Annotated in this window: 18 protein-coding genes; 11 read left to right on the forward strand and 7 right to left on the reverse strand. The window is 61.2% G+C overall.

The window, feature by feature from the left end; genetic code table 11:
* The first annotated feature begins 167 nt into the window (after nucleotides 1-167).
* Entirely contained in the window at nucleotides 168-1,841 is a 1,674-nt protein-coding gene (locus tag RCCGE510_RS17715) for a heparinase II/III family protein (RefSeq protein ID WP_007632158.1), read from the forward strand.
* A gap of 151 nt (nucleotides 1,842-1,992) precedes the next feature.
* A complete protein-coding gene (purH, locus tag RCCGE510_RS17720; RefSeq protein WP_007632161.1) occupies nucleotides 1,993-3,606 on the forward strand; it encodes a bifunctional phosphoribosylaminoimidazolecarboxamide formyltransferase/IMP cyclohydrolase in 1,614 nt (537 codons plus the stop codon).
* A 139-nt stretch (nucleotides 3,607-3,745) separates the two neighbouring features.
* Here purH and RCCGE510_RS17725 read toward each other — a convergent pair whose 3' ends face one another.
* Both RCCGE510_RS17725 and RCCGE510_RS17730 read right to left on the reverse strand, forming a co-directional pair.
* Complete coding sequence (locus RCCGE510_RS17725; RefSeq protein ID WP_007632163.1) at nucleotides 3,746-5,134, reverse strand: MFS transporter; 1,389 nt, start codon at nucleotides 5,132-5,134, stop codon at nucleotides 3,746-3,748.
* Nucleotides 5,135-5,157: 23 nt separating this feature from the next.
* Nucleotides 5,158-9,930, reverse strand: a complete 4,773-nt coding sequence (locus tag RCCGE510_RS17730) for an NAD-glutamate dehydrogenase (RefSeq protein WP_007632164.1) — start codon at nucleotides 9,928-9,930, stop codon at nucleotides 5,158-5,160.
* 276 nt (nucleotides 9,931-10,206) lie between these two features.
* Here RCCGE510_RS17730 and pdxY point away from each other — a divergent pair, with 276 nt between their 5' ends.
* The 3 genes from pdxY (at nucleotide 10,207) to RCCGE510_RS17745 (ending at nucleotide 13,525) form a co-directional block, all read left to right on the forward strand.
* Nucleotides 10,207-11,082, forward strand: a complete 876-nt coding sequence (gene pdxY, locus RCCGE510_RS17735; RefSeq protein ID WP_007632165.1) for a pyridoxal kinase PdxY — start codon at nucleotides 10,207-10,209, stop codon at nucleotides 11,080-11,082.
* Between the two features lie 71 nt (nucleotides 11,083-11,153).
* Nucleotides 11,154-11,795, forward strand: coding sequence for a carbonic anhydrase (locus tag RCCGE510_RS17740; protein ID WP_007632166.1), 642 nt, complete (start codon nucleotides 11,154-11,156; stop codon nucleotides 11,793-11,795).
* Nucleotides 11,796-11,905: 110 nt separating this feature from the next.
* On the forward strand, nucleotides 11,906-13,525 hold the full coding sequence (locus RCCGE510_RS17745; protein ID WP_007632168.1) for a GGDEF domain-containing protein: 1,620 nt from the start codon (nucleotides 11,906-11,908) through the stop codon (nucleotides 13,523-13,525).
* A 117-nt stretch (nucleotides 13,526-13,642) separates the two neighbouring features.
* Here RCCGE510_RS17745 and RCCGE510_RS17750 read toward each other — a convergent pair whose 3' ends face one another.
* From RCCGE510_RS17750 to RCCGE510_RS17760, 3 genes are all read right to left on the reverse strand, one after another.
* Nucleotides 13,643-14,464: a lytic transglycosylase domain-containing protein gene (locus RCCGE510_RS17750; RefSeq protein WP_007632169.1), complete on the reverse strand. Its 822-nt coding sequence runs from the start codon at nucleotides 14,462-14,464 to the stop codon at nucleotides 13,643-13,645.
* A 270-nt stretch (nucleotides 14,465-14,734) separates the two neighbouring features.
* Nucleotides 14,735-15,769 (reverse strand): aspartate-semialdehyde dehydrogenase, encoded by a 1,035-nt coding sequence (locus RCCGE510_RS17755; protein WP_007632170.1) that lies wholly within the window; start codon nucleotides 15,767-15,769, stop codon nucleotides 14,735-14,737.
* A gap of 111 nt (nucleotides 15,770-15,880) precedes the next feature.
* Nucleotides 15,881-16,111 (reverse strand): hypothetical protein, encoded by a 231-nt coding sequence (locus RCCGE510_RS17760; RefSeq protein ID WP_037079111.1) that lies wholly within the window; start codon nucleotides 16,109-16,111, stop codon nucleotides 15,881-15,883.
* Nucleotides 16,112-16,179: 68 nt separating this feature from the next.
* Here RCCGE510_RS17760 and RCCGE510_RS17765 point away from each other — a divergent pair, with 68 nt between their 5' ends.
* The 5 genes from RCCGE510_RS17765 to RCCGE510_RS17785 all read left to right on the forward strand — a co-directional run bounded on the left by RCCGE510_RS17765 (nucleotide 16,180) and on the right by RCCGE510_RS17785 (nucleotide 22,503).
* Nucleotides 16,180-17,934 (forward strand): alkaline phosphatase, encoded by a 1,755-nt coding sequence (locus RCCGE510_RS17765; RefSeq protein WP_007632172.1) that lies wholly within the window; start codon nucleotides 16,180-16,182, stop codon nucleotides 17,932-17,934.
* Nucleotides 17,935-18,000: 66 nt separating this feature from the next.
* Nucleotides 18,001-18,465, forward strand: coding sequence for a hypothetical protein (locus tag RCCGE510_RS17770; protein ID WP_007632173.1), 465 nt, complete (start codon nucleotides 18,001-18,003; stop codon nucleotides 18,463-18,465).
* A 6-nt stretch (nucleotides 18,466-18,471) separates the two neighbouring features.
* The gene (locus tag RCCGE510_RS17775; protein WP_007632174.1) at nucleotides 18,472-19,164 is read left to right on the forward strand and encodes an ATP-binding cassette domain-containing protein; all 693 of its coding nucleotides are present in this window, start codon (nucleotides 18,472-18,474) and stop codon (nucleotides 19,162-19,164) included.
* Nucleotides 19,161-20,429 carry an ABC transporter permease gene (locus RCCGE510_RS17780; protein ID WP_007632176.1) on the forward strand — a complete coding sequence of 423 codons (1,269 nt, stop codon included), beginning with the start codon at nucleotides 19,161-19,163 and terminating at the stop codon, nucleotides 20,427-20,429. Before RCCGE510_RS17775 ends, RCCGE510_RS17780 begins: the two co-directional genes overlap by 4 nt.
* A gap of 187 nt (nucleotides 20,430-20,616) precedes the next feature.
* Nucleotides 20,617-22,503 carry an MFS transporter gene (locus RCCGE510_RS17785; protein ID WP_007632178.1) on the forward strand — a complete coding sequence of 629 codons (1,887 nt, stop codon included), beginning with the start codon at nucleotides 20,617-20,619 and terminating at the stop codon, nucleotides 22,501-22,503.
* Nucleotides 22,504-22,615: 112 nt separating this feature from the next.
* Here RCCGE510_RS17785 and lpxE read toward each other — a convergent pair whose 3' ends face one another.
* Nucleotides 22,616-23,350, reverse strand: coding sequence for a lipid A 1-phosphatase LpxE (gene lpxE / locus RCCGE510_RS17790; protein ID WP_007632180.1), 735 nt, complete (start codon nucleotides 23,348-23,350; stop codon nucleotides 22,616-22,618).
* Between the two features lie 278 nt (nucleotides 23,351-23,628).
* Nucleotides 23,629-24,741 carry a 3-isopropylmalate dehydrogenase gene (gene leuB, locus RCCGE510_RS17795; RefSeq protein WP_007632183.1) on the reverse strand — a complete coding sequence of 371 codons (1,113 nt, stop codon included), beginning with the start codon at nucleotides 24,739-24,741 and terminating at the stop codon, nucleotides 23,629-23,631.
* A 170-nt stretch (nucleotides 24,742-24,911) separates the two neighbouring features.
* Here leuB and RCCGE510_RS17800 point away from each other — a divergent pair, with 170 nt between their 5' ends.
* Entirely contained in the window at nucleotides 24,912-25,844 is a 933-nt protein-coding gene (locus tag RCCGE510_RS17800) for a pyridoxal-phosphate dependent enzyme (protein WP_037079114.1), read from the forward strand.
* Nucleotides 25,845-25,880: the final 36 nt, after the last annotated feature.

Raw genomic sequence — 25,880 nt, forward strand, 5'->3', positions numbered from 1 at the left:
GCGCGCAGTGTCAGGCAGGTCGTTATCCGAAAACCGCAGCGTGATCCCAGCTAGGAACGCATGAATTTGCGTATATTCTAACCTTGTCACGAATTAATTCATTGTGGACGATGAAATCGACCACTTTTCACCTATTCTTAACTACGAGGGTCAATAGACAATAGAATATGCAGTCCGGTCGGCGTTTTGCGAGCATGTATGTTCGGGAGGCTTGGCGGCGCGCCTTGCGCCGCGTCGCGTTGCTGCGCCTGAAGCTCTTGCGCCATTCGATCAACGCGCCCGAGCGTCTGATCGTCGCTCCGACCGATCTCCGCAGCATCGATTCGCATGTCGCCGACGAGATCCTCAACGGACGGTTTCTCCTGGCTGGGCGGATGCTGGAAACGGGTGGAAAGTCACCCTTCACCTTCACCCTGCCCTCGCGCCCCTTCGCCATACGCCTTCACAGCTTCGGCTGGTTGCGGCACATGCGGGCGAACAAGACGGAGCGCAGCTCGGCCGCCGCCCGGGCGATCGTCGACAGCTGGCTCTCCATCCATGCCGGCCGCATGGAGGGGATTGCGTGGGAGACCGACGTTACCGCCCAGCGCGTCATCGCCTGGCTGTCGCATTCGCCGGTGGTGCTGCAGAATGCCGACCGCGGCTTTTATCGCCGCTTCATGAAGTCGCTGGCGTTTCAGGTGAGGTTCCTGCACCGCATGGCGCCGTATACGCTTGGCGGCCTGGAGCTGTTTCGGCTGCGGATCGCGCTCGCCATGGCCTCGGTTGCCATGCCTGCCCGCGCCTCCACGCTCAGAAAGGCGGCGCAGGCGCTCGACCGCGAATTCGATAGCCAGATTCTGCCGGATGGCGGGCATATCTCGCGCAATCCGCGCGTCGGCCTGGAATTGCTGCTCGATCTGCTGCCGCTCAGGCAAACCTATGTCAATCTCGGCCATGACCTGCCGCAGAAGCTGATTTCCGGCATCGACCGGATATATCCGGCATTGCGGTTCTTTCGCCATCAGGACGGGGATCTGGCGCTGTTCAACGGAGCGACCTCAACGCTGGCAAACGAGCTGATCTCCGTGCTGCGCTATGACGAGACCGCCGGCCAGCCGTTCAAGGCTTTGCCGCATTCGCGCTATCAGCGGCTGTCCGGGGGGAAGACAGTGATCATTGCCGATGCCGGCACGCCGCCTTCGGGAGGCGCACTGCGGACCGTACATGCCGGCAGCCTCTCCTTCGAGATGTCGTCCGGCCGTCACCGCTTCATCGTCAATTCCGGTTCGCCGAAATTTGCCGGGCACCGTTATGTCCAGATGGCGCGCACAACGGCGGCGCATTCAACGGTCATCCTCAACGACACCTCGTCCAGCCGTTTTTCGCCTTCGCCGTTCCTCAATCACGCGATCACCGAACCGGTGAGAACCGTCACCGTCGAGCGTGCCGAAACGGAGGATGGGCGCGACGGCATCAAGCTTAGCCATGACGGTTATCTCAGGGCGTTCGGCTTGTTGCACGAGCGTGAGCTGACACTCAATGCCGCAGGCTCGATCGTGACAGGCCACGACCGGCTCGTCGTCAGGGAAGGATATGAGCATGACGAGGCCCTCAAGGCTGTCGCCCGTTTTCATATCCATCCGTCGATCGTCCTGCATCAGGGTGATGGCGAGTCCGTGCTGTTGACGGCGCCAGACGGTGAAAGCTGGCTGTTTTCCGCACCCGGCAATGAAGTGCTGATTACCGAGGATATCTTCTTTGCCGACAGCTCCGGTATTTGCGGTTCGGACCAGATCGAAATCGACTTCGATCTTGCCGAGAAGACGGAAATCCGTTGGTTTTTGTCCCACAAGGGATAGCACCTGTTTGCGCGGCGGCGAAGCTGTGCTAACGCGGCCTCAGAATGCGAGCGTCCTGGAACAGGATGATCTCAGGCAGCAACCGGCCTGAAATCCGAATCCTGCTCTAAATGAAGCGGATGTCTCCCGAAGCCCGAACGGAGAAGGTTTCATGGCCGTTATTTCCAAGAAGATCCCCGCCCCCGACAAGGTCGAAATCAAGACCGCGCTCCTCTCCGTCTTCGACAAGACCGGGATTGTCGAACTCGCCCAAGCATTATCCGCCAGAGGCGTGCGGCTGCTGTCGACCGGCGGCACCTTTAAAGCGATCGCTGCTGCCGGCCTTGCCGTCACCGACGTCTCCGAAATCACCGGCTTTCCGGAGATCATGGACGGGCGGGTCAAGACGCTGCATCCGACGGTGCATGGCGGCCTGCTGGCGATCCGCGACGATAGCGAACACCAGGAGGCGATGAAGGCGCACGGCATCGAGGCCATCGACCTCGCCGTCATCAACCTCTATCCCTTCGAGGAAGTGCGCGCGGCCGGCGGCGATTATCCGACAACCGTCGAGAATATCGATATCGGCGGGCCGGCGATGATCCGCGCATCGGCCAAGAACCATGCCTATGTGACGATCCTGACCGATCCTGCGGATTATGCCGAGTTCACGGAGCAGGTTTCCGCAGATGAGGGCAAGACTGCCTATGCCTTCCGCCAACGCATGGCCGCCAAGGCCTATGCCCGCACCGCGGCCTATGACGCTGTGATTTCCAACTGGTTCGCAGAGGTGCTGTCGATCGACACGCCGCGCCACCGGGTTATCGGCGGTGCGCTGAAGGAAGAGATGCGCTACGGCGAAAACCCGCACCAGAAGGCGGCCTTCTACGTCACCGGCGAAAAGCGGCCGGGTGTTTCGACGGCTGCGCTTCTTCAGGGCAAGCAGCTCTCCTACAACAACATCAACGACACCGATGCCGCCTACGAGCTGGTTGCCGAATTCCTGCCTGAGAAGGCGGCTTGCGCCATCATCAAGCATGCCAATCCCTGCGGCGTCGCCACTGGATCGAGCCTGGTCGAGGCCTATCGGCGGGCGCTCGCCTGCGATAGCGTTTCTGCCTTCGGCGGCATCATCGCGCTCAATCGGACGCTGGATGCCGAAACGGCTGAGGAGATCGTCAAGCTCTTCACCGAAGTGATCATCGCGCCCGATGTCACCGAGGAAGCGAAGGCGATCGTCGCCCGCAAGCCGAACCTGCGGCTGCTGTCTGCCGGCGGCCTTCCCGATCCGCGCACCGCGGGCCTGACGGCAAAGACCGTTTCCGGCGGCCTGCTGGTCCAGAGCCGGGACAACGGCATGGTCGAGGATTTGGAGCTCAAGGTCGTCACCAGGCGCGCGCCGACGGCGCAGGAGCTGGAAGACATGAAGTTCGCTTTCAAGGTGGGCAAACACGTCAAATCGAACGCCGTGGTCTATGCCAAGGACGGCCAGACGGCCGGTATCGGTGCCGGTCAGATGAGCCGTGTCGATTCCGCCCGCATCGCCGCGCTGAAGGCCGAAGAGGCGGCCAAGGCGCTCGGCCTTGCCGTGCCGATGACGCATGGTTCGGCGGTCGCCTCCGAAGCCTTCCTGCCGTTTGCCGACGGTCTTCTGTCGATGATCGCTGCAGGGGCGACGGCGGTTATCCAGCCGGGCGGTTCGATGCGCGATCAGGAAGTCATCGATGCCGCCAACGAACATGGCATTGCGATGGTCTTTACCGGCATGCGCCATTTCCGGCACTAGAACAGGATGATTTTAGGCCTGTTGGCCTAAAATCTGAATCCTGTTCTACATTAAAAGTTTAGAGCATGATGTCATCCGAAAACCGCTCACACTTTTCGGCATCATGCTCTGAACGCGTGCCGGAACACTGCGGGCGTTGCTATGGGCGATCGGCCGGATAGGGCGTGCGGGCGAGTAGCACCAGTCCGCCGGCGAGAAACAGGATCAGCGTTGCCATTCCAAGCCGCGGTGATCCGCTCATATAGGTCACCAGCGAGAAGAGCAGCGTCGCCATGAAACTCGTGGCGCGCCCCGAAAGCGCGTATATGCCGAAGTAGCGGCCGGCTTCCTCCGGGCTGACGCTGCGAGCGAGGTAAGAGCGCGACGAGGCCTGTACCGGCCCGAAGGCAAACCCGATCAGCAGACCATAGAGGATATAGGCCCTCTCGGCCGCAGTGCCGAAGAGGCCGCCGGAATCCGCCGTCGGCAGCGGCATCAGTCCGAACAGGGTATAACCCGGCCCTGTCGAGATGATGCCGATGGTGGCGAGAAGCAGCATGGTGAGGCTGATGACGACGGTCACCTTCGACCCGACGTTCTTGTCGATACGGCCGGCAATCAGGCAGCCGAAGATCGCGACGACGTTAAGGATGATGCCATAAATGCCGATCTCGATCGTCGCCCAGCCGAACATCCCGGCCGCGAAGATGCCGCCAAGGATCAGCAACCCGTTGACGCCGTCCTGATAGACCATCCGGGCGATGAGGAATTTCAGGATGCCGCGGCGCTCCTTGAGTTCAACACGCGTGTTTTTGAGCTCTCGCAGGCCCGAGCGGACGGCAGTGCCAAAGGGAAGACCCCTGCCGACATCCGGCGTGAAGAAGAACATCGGCAGGATGAAGATCAGATACCAGACGGCCGAGACCGGCCCGGTGATGCGTGCATCCTGGCCGGTGTGAGGATCGAGACCGAATAGCGGATCGAGACCGAGGATGGTCTTGCCGGTCTCAGGGCTCGCCGCCAAAAGTGTCACGACGGCGATGAGCACGATGATGCCACCGAGGTAACCAAGCCCCCAGGCTGTGTTGGAGAGCTTGCCGACCTCGTGTTTGGCGACCAGGCGCGGCATCATCGAATCGTTGAACACGATCGAAAACTCGGCCGAGATCGAGGCGAGGATCATGAAAATGACGGGATAAACAATGGGCGAGCCGGGGGCTGCGAACCACAGGCCGAAAAGGCTGGCGATCTTGATGACCGCGAAGAAGCCGATCCAGGGTTTGCGGGCGCCCGACTGGTCGGCAATCGAGCCGAGAACGGGCGAGAGCAGGGCGATGATCACCGATGAGATCGTCGCCATGTTGCTCCACGTCGTCTGCGCGGAAATCGGGTCATCGGTCAGGCGGGAAACGAAATAGGGTCCGAAGATGAAGGTGGTGACCACCGTAAAGAAGGGCTGGGCTGCCCAATCGAAGAACATCCACCCCCAGATGCCCTTCTCCGTGGCCTTCGGGGGCTGCGTTCCTGTCCAGTCGATGCGATTCAACATCCGCTCCTTTTTCGCGGACTGTCTCACCTCACCCGGTCGCGCGCAAGATCGGTCAGGATACCTGCAGCAACGGTAATACGCGCAAGGTTGGGATCGCCGCTGTCGCTGAGGCTCGAAAGCTCTTCGACGATTCGATTGATGCGGATACGATCCTGGGCATGCCACGCCTGGACCGGAAGCTTCTCCTTGCCGTGGTCGGACAGGGCCGAGATGACGATGTCGCGTCTTGCGCTGGCGATCTGGTCGATGCTGCGGGCAAGCGCCAGGTTCTCGTAATGGTCGGAGGTGAGGATACGCCCACCCGCTGCCAGCAGCCGGGCGATGCGGAAAGTCTGCGAGACGGCAAAGTAGTTTTCGGCGGCCCGCAACAAGGTCTCGCCGGTGCGCTCGGCAATCTGCATGATCTCCGGCACCAGCGCGAAGCTCTGGAGATTGGCGATCTCGGCTGCGAGCTTTTCGGGCACGCCGGCCTGGCTATACTCCGCCTGCCGGGCGGCGACATCGCCGGCCGATTGTTCGGCAAAGGCAGGCTTTAGCTTCTTAAGCGCAGCCTGGAGCCGGCCAATCACCTCGGCCATATCGGCCTTGGTCATGCCGGTCTTCAAGAGCAGGCGCGTCAATACGGTAAAGCTATGGCTGATTTCCTCATAGATGCGGTTCTGCAGCTCGCCCGATATCCGGCCGTCGAGCGCATCCGTTTCGGCCCAGAGCCTGTTCAGGTCGAAACCGTCGCGGGCAACGATCGCGGCACGGACCACTTCCGGTGCCGAGGCCGCCGTCGCGTCTATCATGGCGACGGTGAAGCTCGGCCCGCCGCGGTTAATCGCCTCGTTGGCAAGCACCGTTGCAACAATTTCACGCTTCAGCCGGTGGCCGGCGATATCGCCGGCATTCGACTTCTGCATCTTGACGGGGAAATAATTCAACAGCGTTGCGGTAAAATAGGAATCGTCCGGCAGATCGCTGGCGGCCAGCGCGTCGAAGAGCACGATCTTGGCGTAGGATACCAACACGCCGATTTCCGGCCGCGTGAGCGGCTTGCCGGCGGCATAGCGTTCGGCGAGGCTCTGCTCGTCCGGCAAAGTCTCGACCTTGCGGTTCAGCTGGCCGGCGCCCTCGAGCACGCTCATGAAACGGCCGAGTTCGAGACCGTTTGCCGTGCCCTTGCGTTCCGTCAGCGAGATCGCCAGCGACTGCAGGTAGTTGTTGCGCAGCACCAGGGTCGCCACTTCGCTGGTCATCGAGGGTAGCAGCTGGTCGCGTTTTGCCCGCGTCAGGCGCCCGTCATGCATGGCGGCTGCCAGTGCAATCTTGATGTTGACCTCGACGTCCGAGGTGTTGACGCCGGCCGAGTTGTCGATAGCGTCGGAGTTGCAGCGCCCGCCCTTGAGACCGTAGGCAATGCGGCCCTTCTGGGTGACACCGAGGTTTGCGCCCTCGCCGATCACCTTGGCGCGCACTTCGACCGCCGCAACGCGGATCGGGTCGTTGGCGCGGTCGCCGACTTCGGCGTCGGTTTCGGACGCCGCTTTCACGTAGGTGCCGATGCCGCCGAACCAGAGCAGGTCGACCGGGCTCTTCAAGATCGCCGTGATGATTTCGAAGGGTGTCGCCACGGCCTTGTCGAGGCCAATCGCGGCAACCGCTTCCGGGGTCAGGGTGACCGATTTTGCAGCGCGGGAGATGATCATCGCGCCTTTGGAGAGCACGGTTTTGTCAAAATCCTGCCAGCTTGACCGCGGCAGGTCGAAGAGACGCTGCCGCTCGGCCAGCGTCTTTTCCATGTCGGGATCGGGATCGATGACGATATCGCGGTGGTCGAAGGCTGCTATCAGCCTGATCTTCGGAGAGAGCAGCATGCCGTTGCCGAAGACGTCGCCGGACATGTCGCCGACGCCGGCAACGGTGAAGGGCGTCGTCTGGATGTCGATATCCATTTCGCGGAAATGACGCTTGACGGTTTCCCAGGCGCCGCGGGCGGTGATGCCCATCTTCTTGTGGTCGTAGCCGGCCGAGCCGCCGGAAGCGAAGGCGTCGTCCAGCCAGAAGCCGGCTTCCTGGGCCAGGGCATTGGCGGTGTCGGAGAAGGTTGCTGTGCCCTTGTCGGCGGCGACGACGAAATAGGGGTCGTCACCATCGAGCCTGACCGTATCTTTCGGCGGCACGACGTCGGCGCCCGATATATTGTCGGTGATCGATAGCAGCGTGCGGATATAGGTCTTGTAAGCCTCACGGCCGGCATTGAATATCTCGTCGCGGCTGCCGCCGATGGGGAGCTTCTTCGGATAGAAGCCGCCCTTTGCACCGACCGGCACGATGACAGCGTTCTTCACCTGCTGGGCCTTGACGAGGCCGAGGACCTCGGTGCGATAATCTTCGGCACGATCCGACCAGCGCAGGCCACCGCGCGCCACCTTGCCGAAGCGCAGGTGCACACCTTCGACTTCGACGCCATAGACGAACATTTCGCGGAAAGGTTTCGGCTGCGGCAGGCCGTCGACCAGGTGCGGATCAAGCTTGAAGGCCAGCATCGACTTTGGCGAGCCGTCCGGGTTCTTCTGGAAATAATTGGTGCGAAGCGTCGCATCGACGATATTGACGTAACGGCGCAGGATACGATCGTCGTCGAGGCTCGGCACGTCGGCAAGCTCGGCCTCGATCGCCTGGTGCAGGTCGGCAAGCTTCTTGACGCGGGCCTTCTCGGAAAGCCTGGTATCGAGCGTGTCGTGGAACAGCCGGAAGATGGAAGCGGCGACAGCAGGATATTTGTCGAGTGTGGTTGCGATGTAATCCTGCGAATAGGCGATGCCGGCCTGGCGGAGATAACGGGCATAGGCACGCAGCACGTTCGTCTCGCGCGCTGAAAGCCCGGCCGAGAGGATCAGCCGATTGAAGCTGTCATTGTCGATCGTGCCGGCGAAGGCGGCGACGAAGGCTTCTTCGAGGGCAGCGCCGTAACGCTGCAGGTCGATGTCGCCGCCATTGCGGGCCTCGAGCTCCATATCGTGCAGCACGACAAGCTTCGTTTCGTCATTGGCCGGCACGCCGATGTCGAAGGTGCGTTCGCTGACGACATTGAAGCCGAGATTTTCCAGAAGCGGCACGCGGCGCGACAGCGCCAGCTGGCCGCCGGCGTGGAAGATCTTCAGCGAAAGGATGCAGCCCCGTTCTTCCGGACGATGGTAGAATTGGATGCGAAGCGGCTCGCCGGCGGCGCAGGCGCCGATATCGGCGAGGTCGGCCACGGTTTCCTCCGGGGTGAAGGAATCCTGGAAAGCCTGGTCGACCGATATTTTCGGTGCCTTGGCCCCGGCCAGCGCCTCGAAACGGTCGTCCCAACGGGCGGTGATTTCGCGGATCACCTGCTCGAGCTTTGCCTGCGGAATGCGTGGCGTCTTGCCGCCGGAGCGGCCGATGATGAAATGCACGCGCGCCACGCCGCCTTCCGGAAAAGCCGGGTAATAGGCGGAGACACGACCGTCATAGACAGTCTTCAGATAGGTGCCGATCCGCTCGCGGACGATCGAGTCGTATTCCTCGCGCGGCACGTAGATGATCACCGAGACGAAGCGGTCGAAATGGTCGATGCGCGGCAGGACGCGCACGCGCGGACGGTCGGCCAAGTCGTTGATCTGTTCGGCAAAATTTGCAAGCAGCGTGGTGTCGATCTGGAAAAGGTCATCGCGCGGATAGGATTCCAGCGTGTTGTCGAGCATGCGGCCGGAATGGCTCATCGGGTCGAAGCCGAAATGCTCCTTCACCTTCTCGATCTTGGAACGCAGCAGCGGGATTTCAGAGGCGAGCGACGTATAGGCCGTCGAGGTGAAGAGCCCGACGATGCGCAGTTCGCCGGTGACGTTGCCCGCAGCGTCGAAGCGTTTGACGCCGACATAATCCATGTAGGCCCGGCGATGGACGATGGATTTCACATTTGCCTTGGTGACGATCAGGAAATCGGGGCCGTCGAGGAAGGCCAGGATCTCAGGCGTCGTCGTCACGGCGTCCTTGCCGGTGCGCAACACCAGGACATCGGGGTTGGAGAGCATGCCGAGGCCAGCACCCTTGTCGCGCTCGACCCGCGCATCGGAACCCTTGCCGGAATACACATATTCACGCATCCCGAGGAAAGTGAAATTCTCATCGCGCAGCCATGTCAGGAAGGCGATGGCTTCATCGCGATCAGCCTTCTTGCGGGTGGTGCCATTGGCCGAAAGCTCGGCGATCACCCCGTCGATCTTGGAAAGCATCGGCTTCCAGTCGGACACCGACAGGCGGACCTGCTCGAGCACGGTTTCGACGCGTTTGACGAGATCTGAGGCCTGGACGGAATTGAGCGGCGCAATATGAAGCTGGATATGGCTGACGCGGTTGGCCGGGTCACTCGGATGATCGGCGGAATAGATCGCAGGCGCCTTACCCTTTTCCATGACCAGGATTGGATGCACGGCCATGAACAGGTCGCGATAGGTGCTCGTCACTTCGCCCATGACCGATTCAAACAGGAAAGGCATGTTCCGGTCGGTGACCGATAGCACCGAAACGGCAATGCCATCAGGCGCCACATCGGCAATGGTATCGACGCTGACACGAGGCGCCTTGCCATTCCAGGCGGCAAGTTCCTTTGCCGAATGCACGGCGGAGAGCGCCAGCATTTCCGGCGTATAGAGTTCGAGATCGTCATTGCTGGCCCGGCCGAAGAGTATTTCCGGATCGAGATGCGCCTCGCCCGTCGCCTTGGCGATCTTGCGCGCGCTTTCGATCTGCTTTTCTCGTTTCGGATTGTTTCTGGCAGCCATGGATCGCCTCCCACAATGGACTGATTTTCTGCAAGCTAGCAGAAGATTATTCGAAAAAATCTCTAAAATAGGGACCCAAGGGATCGTTTTGATGCTTTTTTGACGCCGGAAATGGGAAGTTGTCGGAGGTTTTTTCGCTTTCGTGGCCAAAACGAACGGGAAGGCCCGCTTTTTATTTTTTCTTCCGCCGCACATTTTCATGCTCACGTGAAGAATGGTTGACAGCGCGTCGTCAAAAAGATCATCAAACGCAGTCATCATTCGGATCTTGGTATCATGTCGGAAAATGCAGCGGGCGCAGTCATTGTCATCTCCAGCCATGTGGTGCGTGGGTCGGTTGGCAACCGGGCGGCGGTCTTTGCACTGGAGACGCTCGGTCATCCGGTCTGGGCGCTACCGACCATTGTGCTTCCCTGGCATCCTGGCCACGGCCGTTCGACGCGGCTGACGTTTGCGGAAGCGGATTTCGACGCGGCGATCGACGATCTGATCCGCGCGCCCTGGATCGGCGAAGTCAGGGCGGTGCTTTCGGGCTATTTCGGCAATGCCGCCCAGGCGCGCTCCGTCGCCAGGCTGATCGCTGCGCTCCGGCAAGATAATCCGGATCTGCTTTATGTCTGCGATCCGGTCATGGGCGATCTCGGCGGCCTCTACGTGCCGGAAGCGACCGCTGAGGCTATTCGCGACCATCTCATCCCGCTCGCCTCGCTGGCGACGCCGAACCGGTACGAACTCGCATGGCTTTCGGGGGCAGCGCTTGAAGACAACAGCGCGATCATGGAGGCGGCGCTGGCGCTCGGACCATCGCGCATGCTCGTCACCTCGGCCGTGCCGATGATGGCGGGCGGCACCGGCAATCTCTATCTTTCCGGCCGTCACGCGCTTCTTGCCGAGCACCGCGTCATCGACAATCCGCCGAATGGTCTCGGCGACCTGCTTGCCGCCGTCTTCCTGTCGCGCCTGCTTTCCGGCCTCGAGGACGAAAAGGCGCTGCAGCTTGCCACCGCCAGCGTCTTCGAGGTGCTGGCGCGTGCGGTCAAGCGCGGCAGCAACGAATTGATGCTGGCAAGCGACGCTTCCAGCCTTTCGACACCGATGGCCATGGTGCAGATGCGCCGGCTCGTACACCCGGCGCAGCGACGGAAAAAATGACGCATCCGTCAATGCGTTCATTTTGCAGTGCAGCAGTTGATCTTGTCTTCGGCCCGCGCTAATCCAGAAGCATGCAGCGTTTTCCAAATCCTCTTCTGGACGGCTATCGCAACTTTATGAACGGACGTTATGCCGACGCCCGCGACAGGTATCGTCAGCTTGCCGAAAACGGTCAAAGTCCCCATACGCTGGTCATTGCCTGTTCGGATTCACGTGCGGCACCGGAGCTGATCTTCGATGCCGGCCCGGGCGAGCTCTTCGTCATCCGCAATGTTGCCAACATGGTGCCGCCTTACGAGCCGGACGGTCATTTCCATTCGACGTCGGCTGCGCTCGAATTTGCCGTGCAGGCGCTGAAGGTCTCGGATATCGTCGTGATGGGCCATGGACGCTGCGGCGGCATCCGCGCAGCGCTTGATCCGAATGCCGAACCGCTGTCGCCCGGCGATTTCATCGGCCGCTGGATGTCGCTGGTCAAGCCCGCCGCCGAGCAGATCCAGAGCAACGATGTGATGACGGCCGCCGAGCGGCAGACGGCGCTGGAGCGGGTCTCGATCCGCAATTCAATCGACAATCTCAGAAGTTTTCCCGACATCAAAGCGCTCGAGGAAGCAGGAAAAATGCATCTCCATGGCGCATGGTTCGATATTTCGACCGGCGAACTCTGGGTGATGGATGCTGAGACACGTGACTTCATTCGTCCAGAAATCTAGGGCTAGAAATCTAGGGATCTGCCGCTTTATCAGTTTATTAAGAATTGCTGCTAAGATTGCCGTCAATTGGTTGCGCACGACCGACGTTTTGATCACCGTGGCGATTGGCGATGAAGTTCGAAACCATCAAACGGGTCATCCTGGCCGCTATCATGCTGCCCTTCGTCTTCATGCTCATTGAAGGCGTCATCGTCATAAGGTCTTCGCTCAGACAGTACAGGGATCTCGAAAAGGACCGGCAGTTCGCCGACGTGCTCGCCCGTGGCGGGTCGATCGCGGCCACGGAGATTTTGAGTGAAATTGGCGCCACCCGCCTCTACCTCGCACGTCCCAACAGCAGGACTGCCGCCGACATGCAGCGAAGCCGGGTGACGCTCGATCGCGAGCGCCTTGCCTTCTACGCCAGCCTGCCGTCCCGCGACGCGCTCGACCAAGGGCTGGCCGGCGAATTATCGATTCTCAGCCTTGCCTATAGCCGCATCGTCGCCGCCCGTAACGCTGTCGACCAGGGCCTTTATGCCGGCAGCGATCCGGGGTCTATCTATTGGTATGCAGCTCTCAAGCAGCTTGCCGTCGTCGATGCGCTCTCACCACGGATCAGCGATCCGGTGCTGCTTGAGAAATCCAACCAGCTGATGGGCATTCTTCTGACCTATTACGGCGAAAGACTGATTACCGGCGTCGGCACTCGCTACCTTGATCACGGCGTTTCAGCCAGATTTCCGGTGGAACTGTTCGTACAGGGCAAGGTCATGCTCGGTGAGGGCATGGACCATATGGCCTTTCATTCCACGGCGCCGATCGTGCGCGACATCGTTGCCTATCTTGCCGGCAGCGACCAGGTGAAGGCGAATGCGATCACCGATGCCATTCTTGCCGGATCGCAGCCGACGCGCGAAGTGCGCGACGTCTGGGCCACTGCGCAGAGCGAGCGCATGATCTTCCTGCAGCAGAAGATGGTCGAGGCCGCAAAAGATATTCACGAGACCGGCGAAAACTTTTCGACGCGCGCACATATACATCTGACGCTGATCCTGGGGCTGTGTGCCGGCCTGTTGATCCTCGCCACATTGGTGATGGTGCTGGCGGCAAGAGGCCTGCGCCTGATCGACCGGCTGACGCGGGATCGCGAGACACTGGTCGGCGAATTGCGCAACGCCGCCCAGACCGATCTTCTGACTGGCCTGTACAACAGGCGCGGCTTCGAGGTTGCCGCATCGGCGCTTCTGACGCAGGCCGAGCACGGATCGCGCTGGATCTCCGTCGTGCTCTTCGACCTCGATCATTTCAAGAAGGTCAATGATATCAACGGCCATGATGCCGGCGATGCCGTGCTCCGGCAGGTTGCGGGCGTCGCGCGGCAAAATTTTCGCTCCTTCGATCTGCTGGTACGCCATGGCGGCGAGGAGTTTTTGGCGCTTCTGCCGGATTCGACGCCTGACGATGCCGCAATCGTTGCCGAGCGGGTGCGACTGGCGATCGAGGCGGCGGAAATATTTTTGGAGAGCGGCGATGTTCTCAAGGTGACGGCGAGTTTCGGATGCGCCGGCCGGGCCAATGAAGCCGCCAACCGGAACTTCGAGGATCTGGTCAAGCGCGCTGACCTGGCGCTCTACGCCGCCAAGGCCTCCGGCCGCAACTGCGTCGTTTCGGGACCGATCGTGCAGGCGCCGGCGCCGGAGGAGCGACGCAAGAAGGCGTCGGGCGGCGGTTTTGATATTCGAACATGAAAAACGCCGCATGTCGCAGCGGCGTTTTCGGGTATCGTTGTCGATGAAGACCTAAAGCCTTTTGTATTGCGCATGTGGTTGTCCCGGAACCGCTTCACACGACCCGGGCGACATGCACTATTTGCCGTCGATCTGCTGGCCGATATAGGCGATCGACTGCTGGTAGACGCTGGCGGCGTTCCAGCCCTGGATGGCGACGAAATTCGGCTCTCCAGGCTGATAGCCGGCGCCGGGGCGCCAGCCATGGCCTTTGAGGAAATTCGCAGTCGAAGCCAGGGCATCGGCGCGGGAACCGACCATGTCGACGCGGCCGTCGCCGTCGCCATCGGCGCCGAAGCGCACGACATTGCGCGGCAGAAACTGCGTCTGGCCGATTTCACCGTGGGCAGCACCCTTGGCCTGCGGGCTCAGATAACCCTCGGAGACGAGCTGGAGCGCGGCATAGAGCTGATCGGTGAAATATTCCGAACGACGGCAGTCATAGGCAAGGGTCGAAACAGCCGACAGCGTATGCTGGTTGCCCATATAGCTGCCAAAACCGGTCTCCATGCCCCAGATCGCGATCAGCGGGCCGGGCGGAACACCGAAACGGCGTTCGATCGAGGCAAAAAGCGCCTGGTTGGCGGCCTTCATGCTGCGGCCGCGGGAAATGACGGTGGCACCGCCGCGCTTCTGCATGAACGCGTCGAACGAGAGTTTGAAGCTCTTCTGGCCGCGGTCGGCGGCAATCGTCGGTTTGTTGTAATTGACATTGGCGAAGGCGCGGTCGAGGACCGAGCGGCTGACGCCGTTTGCCGCCGCTTCCTGCTTGAAGTCGGCGACCCATGCACTGAAACCGCTGCTATTGTTGCCGCATTGGGCGCCCTGGGCCGCTGCCGGCAGCGCTTGGAGAACGCCGGCTGCCATAGATGCGGCCAGAAGGAATGTTGTCATGCGCATGAGAAACCCCGCTCCGGTCTGCTGAAGCGCGCCGCGGCCGATCAGAACCATGCGACGCGCCTTAAATCTTTGTCCTATTCATGCCGTTGTCCCAAAACCGCTATCGGTTTCGGGCGGCATAGCTTGGCTTGACGCCAGGCAGAATGCCAGCCGAAGGCGATCTTGTCACGATCACCTTAGTAAGCGCTTATGGATAAGGGCGCTTACGGTTCGGCAAAAAGCCCTGCCTTCGTCAGCAGGGCTTTAGCATGTTATGGTTTACAAATGGTATCAGGCTGCCTGCTTGCGCGGTTTGACAAGGCCACGATTGACGAGCAGCTCGGCGATCTGGATGGCGTTCAATGCCGCACCCTTGCGCAGATTGTCGGAGACCACCCAGATGTTGAGGCCGTTTTCGACCGTCGCATCCTCGCGGATGCGCGAGATGTAAGTCGCGTCCTCGCCGGCGGATTCATAAGGCGTGATGTAGCCGCCGTCCTCGCGCTTGTCGATGACGAGGCAGCCCGGCGCGTCGCGCAGGATATCACGGGCCTGGTCGGCGGTGATCTCGTTTTCGAACTCGATGTTGACCGATTCCGAATGGCCGATGAAAACCGGCACGCGCACCGCCGTGCAGGTTACCTTGATCTTCGGGTCGAGCATTTTCTTCGTCTCGGCCAACACCTTCCATTCTTCCTTGGTGTAGCCGTCTTCCATGAAGCTATCGATGTGCGGAATGACGTTGAAGGCGATACGCTTGGTGAACTTCTTGTTCTCGATCGGATCGGCGACAAAAACGGCGCGCGTCTGATTGAAGAGCTCGTCCATGCCGTCCTTGCCGGCGCCGGAGACCGACTGGTAGGTCGAGATAACGACGCGCTTGATCTTGGCAAAATCATGCAGCGGCTTCAGCGCCACCACCAGCTGGGCAGTCGAGCAATTCGGATTGGCGATGATGTTGCGCTTGGTGAACAGGCTGATGGCATCCGGGTTCACTTCCGGCACGATCAGCGGCACGTCGGCGTCGTAACGCCAGGCCGAAGAATTGTCGATGACGACGCAGCCCTGCTGACCGATCTTCGGCGAAAACTTCTTGGAGACCTCGCCGCCGGCCGACATCAGGCAGATGTCGGTATCGGAGAAATCGTAATTCTCCATATTGGAGACCTTCAGCGTCCGGTCACCGTAGGAAACTTCGGTACCCTGCGAACGCGAGGAGGCAAGCGCCACGACCTCATCGGCGGGGAAGCCCCGCTCGGAGAGGATGTTGAGAATCTCCCGGCCGACGTTCCCGGTCGCTCCCGCAACTGCTACTTTGAAACCCATTTCTCAAGCTCTCTTTCTCTTCTCTCCTCTGGTCCGGTGAGGGGAAAGGCGCGACGGATCGCGTCTTCCTGTCCCCAGCCGAGCCGGGGAGAGAGCGGCAGGCCAGAGACGTCAGACGGTTTTCGTCGTCGTTTTGGCCTTGGTTTTGGCAGAAACCGGAACGGCAATATCCACCCCGGCAAACTGTGCCCGGTCATTGCGGTCGGCAATGGCGTGTTCGTCGTGAACCATGGATATTCCTTTTCCGTTGTTGCTCTTAGAAGGTTTTCCACAGGAGTCAAGGTTTTTGCGATCAGAGCCGGACGGCGAAAGCGACTGCCCAATGGTGCGACGTTTTGTCATGCCGCTGTCATCCTCGAGAGATATCCCGGCCCGGTTGTTACTGTCTGCAACGAAAACGGGGGTTTTCCATGCGTACGATTTTTGCCGCGTTTGCGGCCACCACCATCCTTGCGGGCGCCGCTCAGGCGACGACGATCTATCCGTTCGATCGCGCGACGATTCTTGCCGGTTCGCCGTTCGATTTCAAGGTCGAACTCAACAAGCAGGTCAAGCCCGAAGACGTGAAGATCACGATCAACGGCCAGGACTACAAGACCGTCCTCGGGGTCGAGGCGCAGTTCGTCGAGCTGGAAAAGGGCAAGGATGACAAGGCTCTCGGCTCTGCTCTCCTGCTGCGCGGCCTGAAGATTTCCGCTTCGGGCGACTATAAGGTCGAAGTTGTCGCCGGCGACGAAACGAAATCCGTCACCTGGAACGTTTACGAAACCGCCGGTCAGCCGAAAGCCAAGAACATCATCTTCCTGCTCGGCGACGGTCTTTCCGTTGCGCATCGCACCGCCGCCCGCATCATGTCCAAGGGCATGACCGAAGGTAAGGCGAATGGCCGTCTGAACATGGACGATCTCGATCGCATGGCCTTTATCGGTACCTCGGCGACGAATGCCGTTGCCACCGACTCTGCCAACACCATGTCGGCCTACATGACGGGCCATAAGACGGCCGTCAACGCGATCGGCGTTTACGCTGACCGTACGCCGGCATCGCTGGACGACCCGCGTGTCGAAACCTTCGCGGAAGCCGTTCGGCGCATGACAAAGAAGTCAATCGGCATCGTCGCAACCGCCGAAGTCGAAGACGCGACGCCGGCCGCCGTTGTTTCCCATACCCGCAACCGCAATGACAAGGCCGACGTCGTCGGCATGCTGCTCGACGTCAAGCCGGAAGTCCTGCTCGGCGGCGGCTCGGCCTATTTCCTCGGCAAGGAGGTCGCCGGTTCCAAGCGCAAGGACAACCAGGACTACATCAAGCTGTTTCAGGATGCCGGTTACAAGCTTGCGACCGACAAGAACGAGCTCGCAGCCAATGCATCGGCCGAAGGCAATCTCCTCGGTCTCTTCCACACCGGCAACATGGACGTCACGCTCGACCGCGAGTTCCTGAAGAAGGGCACCGTCGACAAGTTCCCGAACCAGCCGGGTCTCGTCGCCATGACCAAGGTTGCGCTCGACCGCCTCTCCAAAAATCCTGATGGTTTCTTCCTGATGGTCGAGGGCTCCTCGATCGACAAGATGTCCCATCCGCTCGATTGGGATCGCGCCGTGGTCGAAACCATCGAATTCGACCAGGCGATCGGCGTTGCCCGAGAATTCCAGAAAGCGCATCCCGATACGCTGATCGTCGTCACCGGCGACCATACACATGGTGTCTCGATCATCGGCACCGTCGATGACGAGAAGCCCGGCACGGAAATGCGGGAAAAGGTCGGCACCTATGCCGAGGCTGGTTTCCCGAACTACAAGGACGAAAACGGCGACGGTTATCCCGACAGGATCGACGTCAGCCGCCGCCTGTTCCTGAGTGCCAATAACGGCCCTGACCACTACGAGACCTTCCGTCCGAAGCTCGACGGTCCATTCGTTCCGGCCGTCCAGAACGAGAAGAAGGAATATGTCGCCAACGAGCAGTACAAGGATGTTCCCGGCGCGGTCTTCGTTCAGGGCAACCTTCCGAAGGGCAGCGAGAGCGGCGTCCATGCGGTCGACGACGTCGTCCTGCAGTCGGCAGGACCAGGCTCGGAAGAGTTCCATGGCTACATGGAACAGAGCGACGTCTATCGGGTGCTTGCCGATACTTTCGCGCTCGGTGCCAAGCAGACGAACTGATCCGAAGCTGATCTCGATCATCGTCCCGGCCGTTCAGCGGCCGGGATTTGCTTCCTGGAGGTCGCCATGGACATATTCTCTTCGCTGCATCTCAGCCGCCGCCGGCTGATCGGTGCCGCCGTTGCGCTTCTTCCCTTTACCGCTTCCGCCGTTCGCGCTGGCGACGCTTCGCTCTCCTTCGACGAGCTCTACGGCAAGTTCGGCGTGCTCGGCCTCGAATTCTCCGACAAGGTGAAGCGCCTCGCCGGCCAGGAAATCGGCATGAAAGGATTCATGGCGCCGCCGCTGAAGGCCGAGGCGCAGTTCTTCGTGCTCACCGAAGTGCCGATGTCGCTCTGCCCCTTCTGCTCCTCGGATGCGGACTGGCCGGATAATATCGTCGTCGTCTATCTCTTGGAGAAACAGACCTTCGTGCAGCCGCGCCAGATGATCGAAGTGCGCGGCACGCTGGAGTACGGCTCCTGGACAGAACCGGAAACCGGCTTCGTCAGCCTGCTGCGCATCCGCCAGGCCGAATATTTTTCCGTCTGAACCGATATGCTCGCTCTTTTTATCGAACATCTTGATGTCACCTTCCCGGGCCTGTCTTCGCCGGCGCTGGCGATCGGCCGCCTGTCGATCGCTGCCGGCAGCAGGGTCGCCATTACAGGCGCGTCCGGCTCCGGCAAGAGCACCTTCGTCAACATCGTTGCCGGGCTGGAGCGAACGCGCCAGGGCTGTATCCGCTGGAACGGCGAGGATATCGCCAGTTTTTCGGAAAGCCGGCGTGACCGGTTCCGCGCCGCCAACATCGGCCTGGTCATGCAGGAGTTCCATCTCTTCCCCGGCCTGTCGGCGGCGGAAAATGTGCTTTTGCCGGCCCGGCTTGCCGGTGCGGCGACCGCTGCCGTCATCGAGCGGGCGCATGCGCTTTTGAGCACGGTCGGTCTTTCCCGCCCCGGCCAGAAGATCGAAACCATGTCGCGTGGCGAGATGCAGCGCGTGGCGATCGCCCGGGCGCTGCTGCGCAAGCCCGGCGTCATCATCGCCGACGAGCCGACGGCGAGCCTCGATGCCGAAAGCGGCGAGACAGTCGGCGATCTGATCCTTGATCTTGCCATTGCCGAAGGCAGCACGCTGATCGTCGTTTCACACGATCAACGCCTGGCCAGTCGACTCGACCGGCGCATCATCTTCGGCTCCGGCCGGATCGTCGACGATTCGGCGGCAATGGCGGGAGAGGCTGCATGATCCGCTTCATCCTTGCCGATCTTCGCCGCCTCTGGGCGGGGTCGCTGGTGGTCGTGCTCTTGGTGGCGCTGGCGACTGCGCTCGGTGTTTGCGTCGTGTTGCAGGAGCGGGCGCTTCGTCTCGGCAGCGCGCGCGCCGCCGACAAGTTCGATCTCGTCATCGGTGCCGGCGGCAGCGAGACGCAATTGGTGTTGTCCTCCGTCTTCCTGCGGCCCTCACCTTTGCCGCTGATGCCGGGCGAGGTGTTGGCCAGGCTTGCCGCCGATCCGCGCGTCGATTGGGCCGCGCCGATCGGCTTCGGTGATTCCTTCTCCGGCTATCCGATCGTTGGGACGACGGTGACGCTGGCGGATAAGCTCGCCGGCGGCTTCGCCGAGGGCAAGGTTTTCGCGCGCGAGGGCGAGGCGGTCATCGGCTCCGCCGTCAAGCTGTCGCTCGGGGCTGAGATCAAGCCGATGCACGGCTCCGTGGAAGAGGGCGGCGAGACCCATACCGAACTCGTCTATCATATCGCCGGTCGCTTGCGGCCGACGGGTACCGCCTGGGATCGGGCCATTCTGGTTCCGGTCCAGGCTGTCTGGCATATCCATGGCCTGGGGGCGGGCGGGCATGAAGGCGCCGGGGCGGCCAGACGCGATCATGAGCACGCGGGCGCCGATCACGATCAGCATGAGCATCACGGCGAGATCGACCCGGATGCCGCCCTTGACGAGAACTGGGCTACGGATGCTCCCGGGCTTCCCGCCATTCTGGTCAAGCCGAAGACGATCGCCGATGCCTACAAGCTGCGGCAGGACTATCGCAGCGGCAATACCGTCGCCGTCTTCCCCGGTGAGGTGCTGACCAATCTCTACGCCACGCTCGGCGACGCCAAGCAGATCCTCGTGGCTGTCGCCGCCGGTGCGCAAGCTCTCGTTGCCGCCTCGCTGGTGCTGGTCACGGTCATCCATATCGGCCAGCGCCGCCGCCAGATCGGCGCGCTGAGGGCCTTCGGCGCTCCGCGCGGCGCGATTTTCGGCATCGTCTGGCTGGAATTCTTCTTCCTGGTGGCAGTCGGCATCGGGCTCGGATTCGCGTTCGGTTATGCCGCGGCGCTGACCCTATCCGCCATGGTCTCGCAAACGAGCGGGATCGCCATGCCGGTCGGCTTTGCCCGTCAAGACACCGGGCTTGCGGCGGTGCTGCTCGCCTTTGCCACACTTCTTGCCGCGCTGCCGGCGGTGCTTGCCTACCGGCAATCGCCAGCGCAAGCGCTGAGGGCGTAACCAGGGCGGGAGGATCGCTCTGCTGGCTACCAAAGCTCGCCACCGTTAGACTAAAGTCATAATCCCAAAGCCTCTCTCTTTTTGATCTGTCGTTTCTGGCACACTCTCGTCAGGCGTGTCGCGGCCAGGGGTCTGCTTTGAGGAGAGCAGGTCGCGCGCGTTTTCATCACTCTGTGGAGGACAGACAATGGCAAATGTCGCAAGCATCGACGGCGCGAAGGCCGGTCCGATGACGAGGGAGGAGAAGAAGGTCATCTTCGCTTCTTCGCTCGGCACCGTTTTCGAATGGTATGATTTCTATCTCTATGGTTCGCTCGCCACCTATATCGGCGCGACCTATTTCACCCAATATCCCGAGGCGACGCGCAACATCTTCACGCTGCTCGCCTTTGCCGCCGGTTTCCTGGTGCGTCCCTTCGGTGCGCTGGTGTTCGGCCGTCTTGGCGATCTCGTCGGCCGCAAATATACCTTCCTGGTGACGATCCTGATCATGGGTTTGTCGACCTTCCTGGTCGGTATCCTGCCGGGTGCCGCCACTATCGGCATTGCTGCGCCGATCATCCTGATCGCGCTGCGCCTGCTCCAGGGTCTGGCCCTTGGCGGTGAATATGGCGGTGCTGCCACCTATGTCGCCGAACATGCGCCGAACGGGCGCCGCGGTTATTTCACCTCATGGATCCAGACGACGGCGACGCTCGGCCTGTTTCTGTCGCTGATCGTCATCGTCCTGGTTCAATATCTGATGGGCGCGGTTCAATTCGCCGCCTGGGGCTGGCGCATTCCGTTCCTGGTCTCGGTCGTTCTGCTCGGCGTCTCTGTATGGATCCGCCTGAAAATGAATGAATCGCCGGCGTTCCAGAAGATGAAGGCGGAAGGCAAGGGCTCCAAGGCGCCGCTGACCGAAGCCTTCGGGACATGGAAAAATGCCAAGATTGCGATCATCGCACTTCTCGGCGCCACCATGGGCCAGGCGGTTGTCTGGTACGGCGGCCAGTTCTATGCATTGTTCTTCCTGCAGAACGTCCTGAAGGTAGACCTGCAGTCGGCCAATATCATGGTCGCCATCGCGCTCTTCCTCGCCACGCCATTCTTCGTCATCTTCGGCGGCCTCTCCGACAAGATCGGCCGCAAGCCGATCATCATGGCGGGCCTTCTCATCGCGGCGGTGACTTATAATCCGCTGTTCAAGGCGATGACCTGGACGGCAAACCCGGCGCTTGCCGAAGCACAGGCCTCGATCCGGGCAACGGTTACGGCCGATCCGGCGGATTGCAAATTCCAGTTCAATCCGACCGGCACGTCGAAGTTCACCAATTCCTGCGACGTGGCAACGTCATTCCTGACGAAAAATTCGGTGCCTTATGACGTCGTTCCTGGTCCCGCCGGGCAGCCGGCAACGGTGAAGGTCGGCAACGGGACGATTGCGAGCTTCGACGTCGTCGCCGCCGGCGACAAGGCCAAGGGCATGACCGCCGCCTTCGAGAAGGGCGTCAACATCGCGCTCCACGATGCCGGCTATCCGCTGAAGCGCGGCGCCGCCAAGGTGCCAGATGCCAAGCTCGATGCCTTCATCGCGGCCAATCCGGAACTGTCGCTCAATGCCGATACCGTGCGCGCCGGCGAGAAGGAAACCCTACCGGCCGCCAAGCTGGTCGAGACCAAGCTGCTGACGGCGGATGAGGCCAATGGCGTCACCGACATGGCGGTCTACAACGTCGCCAATGGCGGTACCTTCGCCATGACCGCCGACCCTGCCCGCGTCAACTGGACCGGTACGATCGCCATATTGTTCGTGCTCGTCCTCTATGTGACGATGGTCTACGGCCCGATCGCCGCTCTGCTGGTCGAGCTGTTCCCGACCCGCATCCGCTATACCGGCATGTCGCTGCCCTATCACATCGGCAACGGCTGGTTCGGTGGCTTGCTGCCGGCGACGGCCTTTGCGATGAGCGCGGCTGCGGGCGATATCTATTACGGTCTCTGGTACCCGATCGTCTTTGCGTCGATCACGCTGGTGATCGGACTGCTCTTCCTGCCGGAAACGAAGAACAGGGATATCAATGCCATGGATTGAACGGCGCTTCGGTGCTTGAGAAAAAAGGCCCGGCGCTCACAAGGCGCCGGGCCTTTCATATTATAGCGCCGTGTCTTTTTGAGACACGCAAAGGACGCTGAAACCTTTTGATTTATGCAGTTGGAAACAGGCGCTTGGCGAGCGGCCAGCCATCCGGCATCAGTTTGAACAGCAGGCCGCAGCGGGCAAAAATGATCGCCGTCAGCAGCGAGAACCAGGCACCGAAGGCAAGGCCGGCGATGACGTCGCTCGGATAATGGGCGCCGACCATGACGCGCGTCATGCCGAGCCAGATGGCGCCGGCGATGAAGACAATGCGGTAGCGCGGAAACAGCAGGGCAAAGGCGGCGAAGAAGGCGCCGACCGTTGTGGAATGGCCGGATGGGAAACTTTCGAAAGCGGCATGGCCTGAAAAGGGCGTGAAGGAGAACATGCCGTAGTCGTGAAAATGATCGGGACGCGCCCTGCCGATCGCCCGCTTCAGCAGATTGGCAAGAAGCCCGGAGAAGACGACCGTGGTAAAGAGATAGGCGCCGATCCAGCTGACATAGAGTGCCTGCGCCTTGGAGCGTGCCGTCTTCACAAGCTTGTAGCCCGCCCGGCCCTGAAAAAACAGCAGGATGCTGGTGTAGATCAGCCAGGCGGAATCGCCGAACCCGGTCATCAACTCGCCGAGATGTTTCACCGGCGCGGGCATTTCGCTGGCGCCGATCGGCGCATCGAAGAGCAGCATGGAGAGGATCACGGCATTGAGCGTGATGAAGAGGCAGGCCTGCCATCGCAAAGGCGGCATGCCGACGCCGCTTCGGCGCCAGCGCCTGTCCAGGGAAGCCCAAAATGCCCGCATTACCGTCGTCCGTTCGAATTCGCCCTACAGCGCCGCACGTCTTTCCGGACATGCAAAACACGCTGTCGAACTTTGAATTGGCGCATAATCCTTTGCGAAAATCGCTTCCGATTTGGGGTTATGCGCTCGCTGAAATCCGGCGCAAAAATACACGAGATTGTGGCCGAGAATAGTCCGTTTCGGAGAATTCGACCGAGCGGGTTGCGGCTTCTCGGCTCTGGATGAAAAAGCCCTTCGCATCCGGGATGCGAAGGGCCGGAACTGTTTCACGTGAAATATCAGGCGGAAAGCGCCTTGAACTCGGCGAGAATCGCATCGCCCATCTCGACGGTGCCGACCTGCCTTGCGCCGTCGGCCATGATGTCGCCGGTGCGGATGCCCTTGTCGAGCACGTTGGCGATCGCCTTTTCCAGATCGTCGGCTTCCTTCACCAGATTGAAGGAGTAACGCAGGCACATGGCGAAGGAGGCGATCATGGCGATCGGGTTGGCGATGCCCTTGCCGGCAATGTCGGGGGCCGAGCCGTGCACCGGCTCGTAAAGCGCCTTGCGCTTGCCGGTCTTACCGTCAGGCGCGCCGAGCGAGGCCGACGGCAGCATGCCGAGCGAGCCGGTCAGCATGGCAGCGACGTCGGAGAGCATGTCGCCGAAGAGATTGTCGGTGACGATGACGTCGAACTGCTTGGGCTGGCGCACCAGCTGCATGCCGCCGGCATCGGCCAGCATGTGTTCGAGCTGGACGTCAGAATATTTCGCCTTGTGCGTCTCGGTCACCACCTGGTTCCAGAGCACGCCTGATTTCATGACGTTGCGCTTTTCCATGGAGCAGACGCGGTTCTGACGCGTGCGGGCCATTTCGAAGGCGACGCCGGCGATGCGCTCGATCTCGTAGGTGTCGTAGACCTGGGTGTCGATGCCGCGCTTCTGGCCGTTACCGAGATCGATGATTTCCTTCGGTTCGCCGAAATAGACGCCGCCCGTCAGCTCGCGGATGATCAGAATGTCGAGGCCTTCGACCAGTTCCGGCTTCAACGACGAGGCCGAGGCAAGAGCCGGATAGCAGATGGCGGGGCGCAGGTTGGCAAACAGCTGCAGATCCTTGCGCAGCCGCAACAGGCCGGCTTCCGGGCGCACTTCGTAAGGGACGCTATCCCATTTCGGGCCGCCGACGGCACCGAAGAGAACGGCATCGGCGGCAACCGCCTTCTGCATATCGGATTCCGAGATCGCCGCGCCATGCGCATCATAGGCAGAGCCGCCGACAAGGCCTTCGTCAGTGACGAAACCGCCATCCATCGCCTCGTTCATATAGGCGATGATCTTGCGGACCTCGCCCATGGCCTCGGGACCGATGCCGTCACCCGGCAGCAGGAAAAGATTGCGCACAGTCATGAAACCCTCCTGGGAAAAACAAGTTGCGGTTTCTTAGACCCCGGAAATCGGCATTTCAAGCGAGAGAAGCGATGAATCGGTACGCTTCGCGTTGAGCTGTGACGGTTGCTCCTGTGCCCGCAAAAGGATTAAAACCGGCCAGCCCACCCTTTTGTCCGCGGATGTTTCCCATGCCTTCAGCACCTCTCCATCACGATACGCCTTTGGTTCAGACAGCCCCTGGCTACAGTGCCAGCGGTAAGCCGCTCTGGCTGAAGCTCGATGCGCTGCAGCCTTCCGGCAGCTTCAAGCTGCGCGGCGTCGGCCGGCTTTGCCAGCATGAGGTGGAAAATGGTGCGCGCGAGATCTTCTGTGCGTCCGGCGGCAATGCCGGTATTGCCGCGGCTTACGCCGGCCGGGCGCTCGGTGTGCCGGTCACCATCGTCGTGCCGGAGACGACGGCCGCCGATGTCCGGCAGACGATTGCCGCAACCGGCGCGAAAGTGCTCGTTCATGGTTCGGTGTTTGACGAAACCAATGCCCATGCGGTCGAACTCGCCCTGAGCCGCAAGGCAACCTATGTGCACCCCTTCGACCATCCGCTTCTGTGGGATGGCCATGCGACGCTGATCGACGAGGTGGTGGCGAAGGGTGTCAAATTCGATTGCGTCGTCACCAGCGTCGGCGGCGGTGGGCTGCTTGCCGGCATCGTCGAGGGGTTGAAGCGAAACGGGCTTTCCGATGTGCCGGTGATCGCCGTCGAAACCGAAGGAGCGGCCTCGCTGAACGCCAGCCTCGAGGCGAAGGAGCGGATCACCCTTGCCGCCATTACCTCGATTGCCACTTCGCTCGGCGCGCGGCAGGTGGCGCAGCACGTCTTCGATCTGCCGAACCAGCATCCGATCGAAAGCATTGTCGTCAGCGACGCCGATGCCGTTGCCGCCTGCCTGAAATTTGCCGATGCGCAGCGCATTCTGGTCGAGCCGGCCTGTGGTGCGGCACTGGCCGTCGCCGATGTGCGTGCCGGGCTGCTTGCCCGCTTTAACAATCCGCTGATCGAGGTCTGCGGCGGCATCGGCGTGTCGCTCGAAAAGCTTAAGGTCTGGAAAGAGAAGTTTCTCTGATCTGAGATCAAAGAAAAAGCCGGGCAAAACCCGGCT

Source organism: Rhizobium sp. CCGE 510, assembly GCF_000292525.1.
In the GTDB taxonomy this organism is placed as follows: Bacteria; Pseudomonadota; Alphaproteobacteria; order Rhizobiales; family Rhizobiaceae; genus Rhizobium.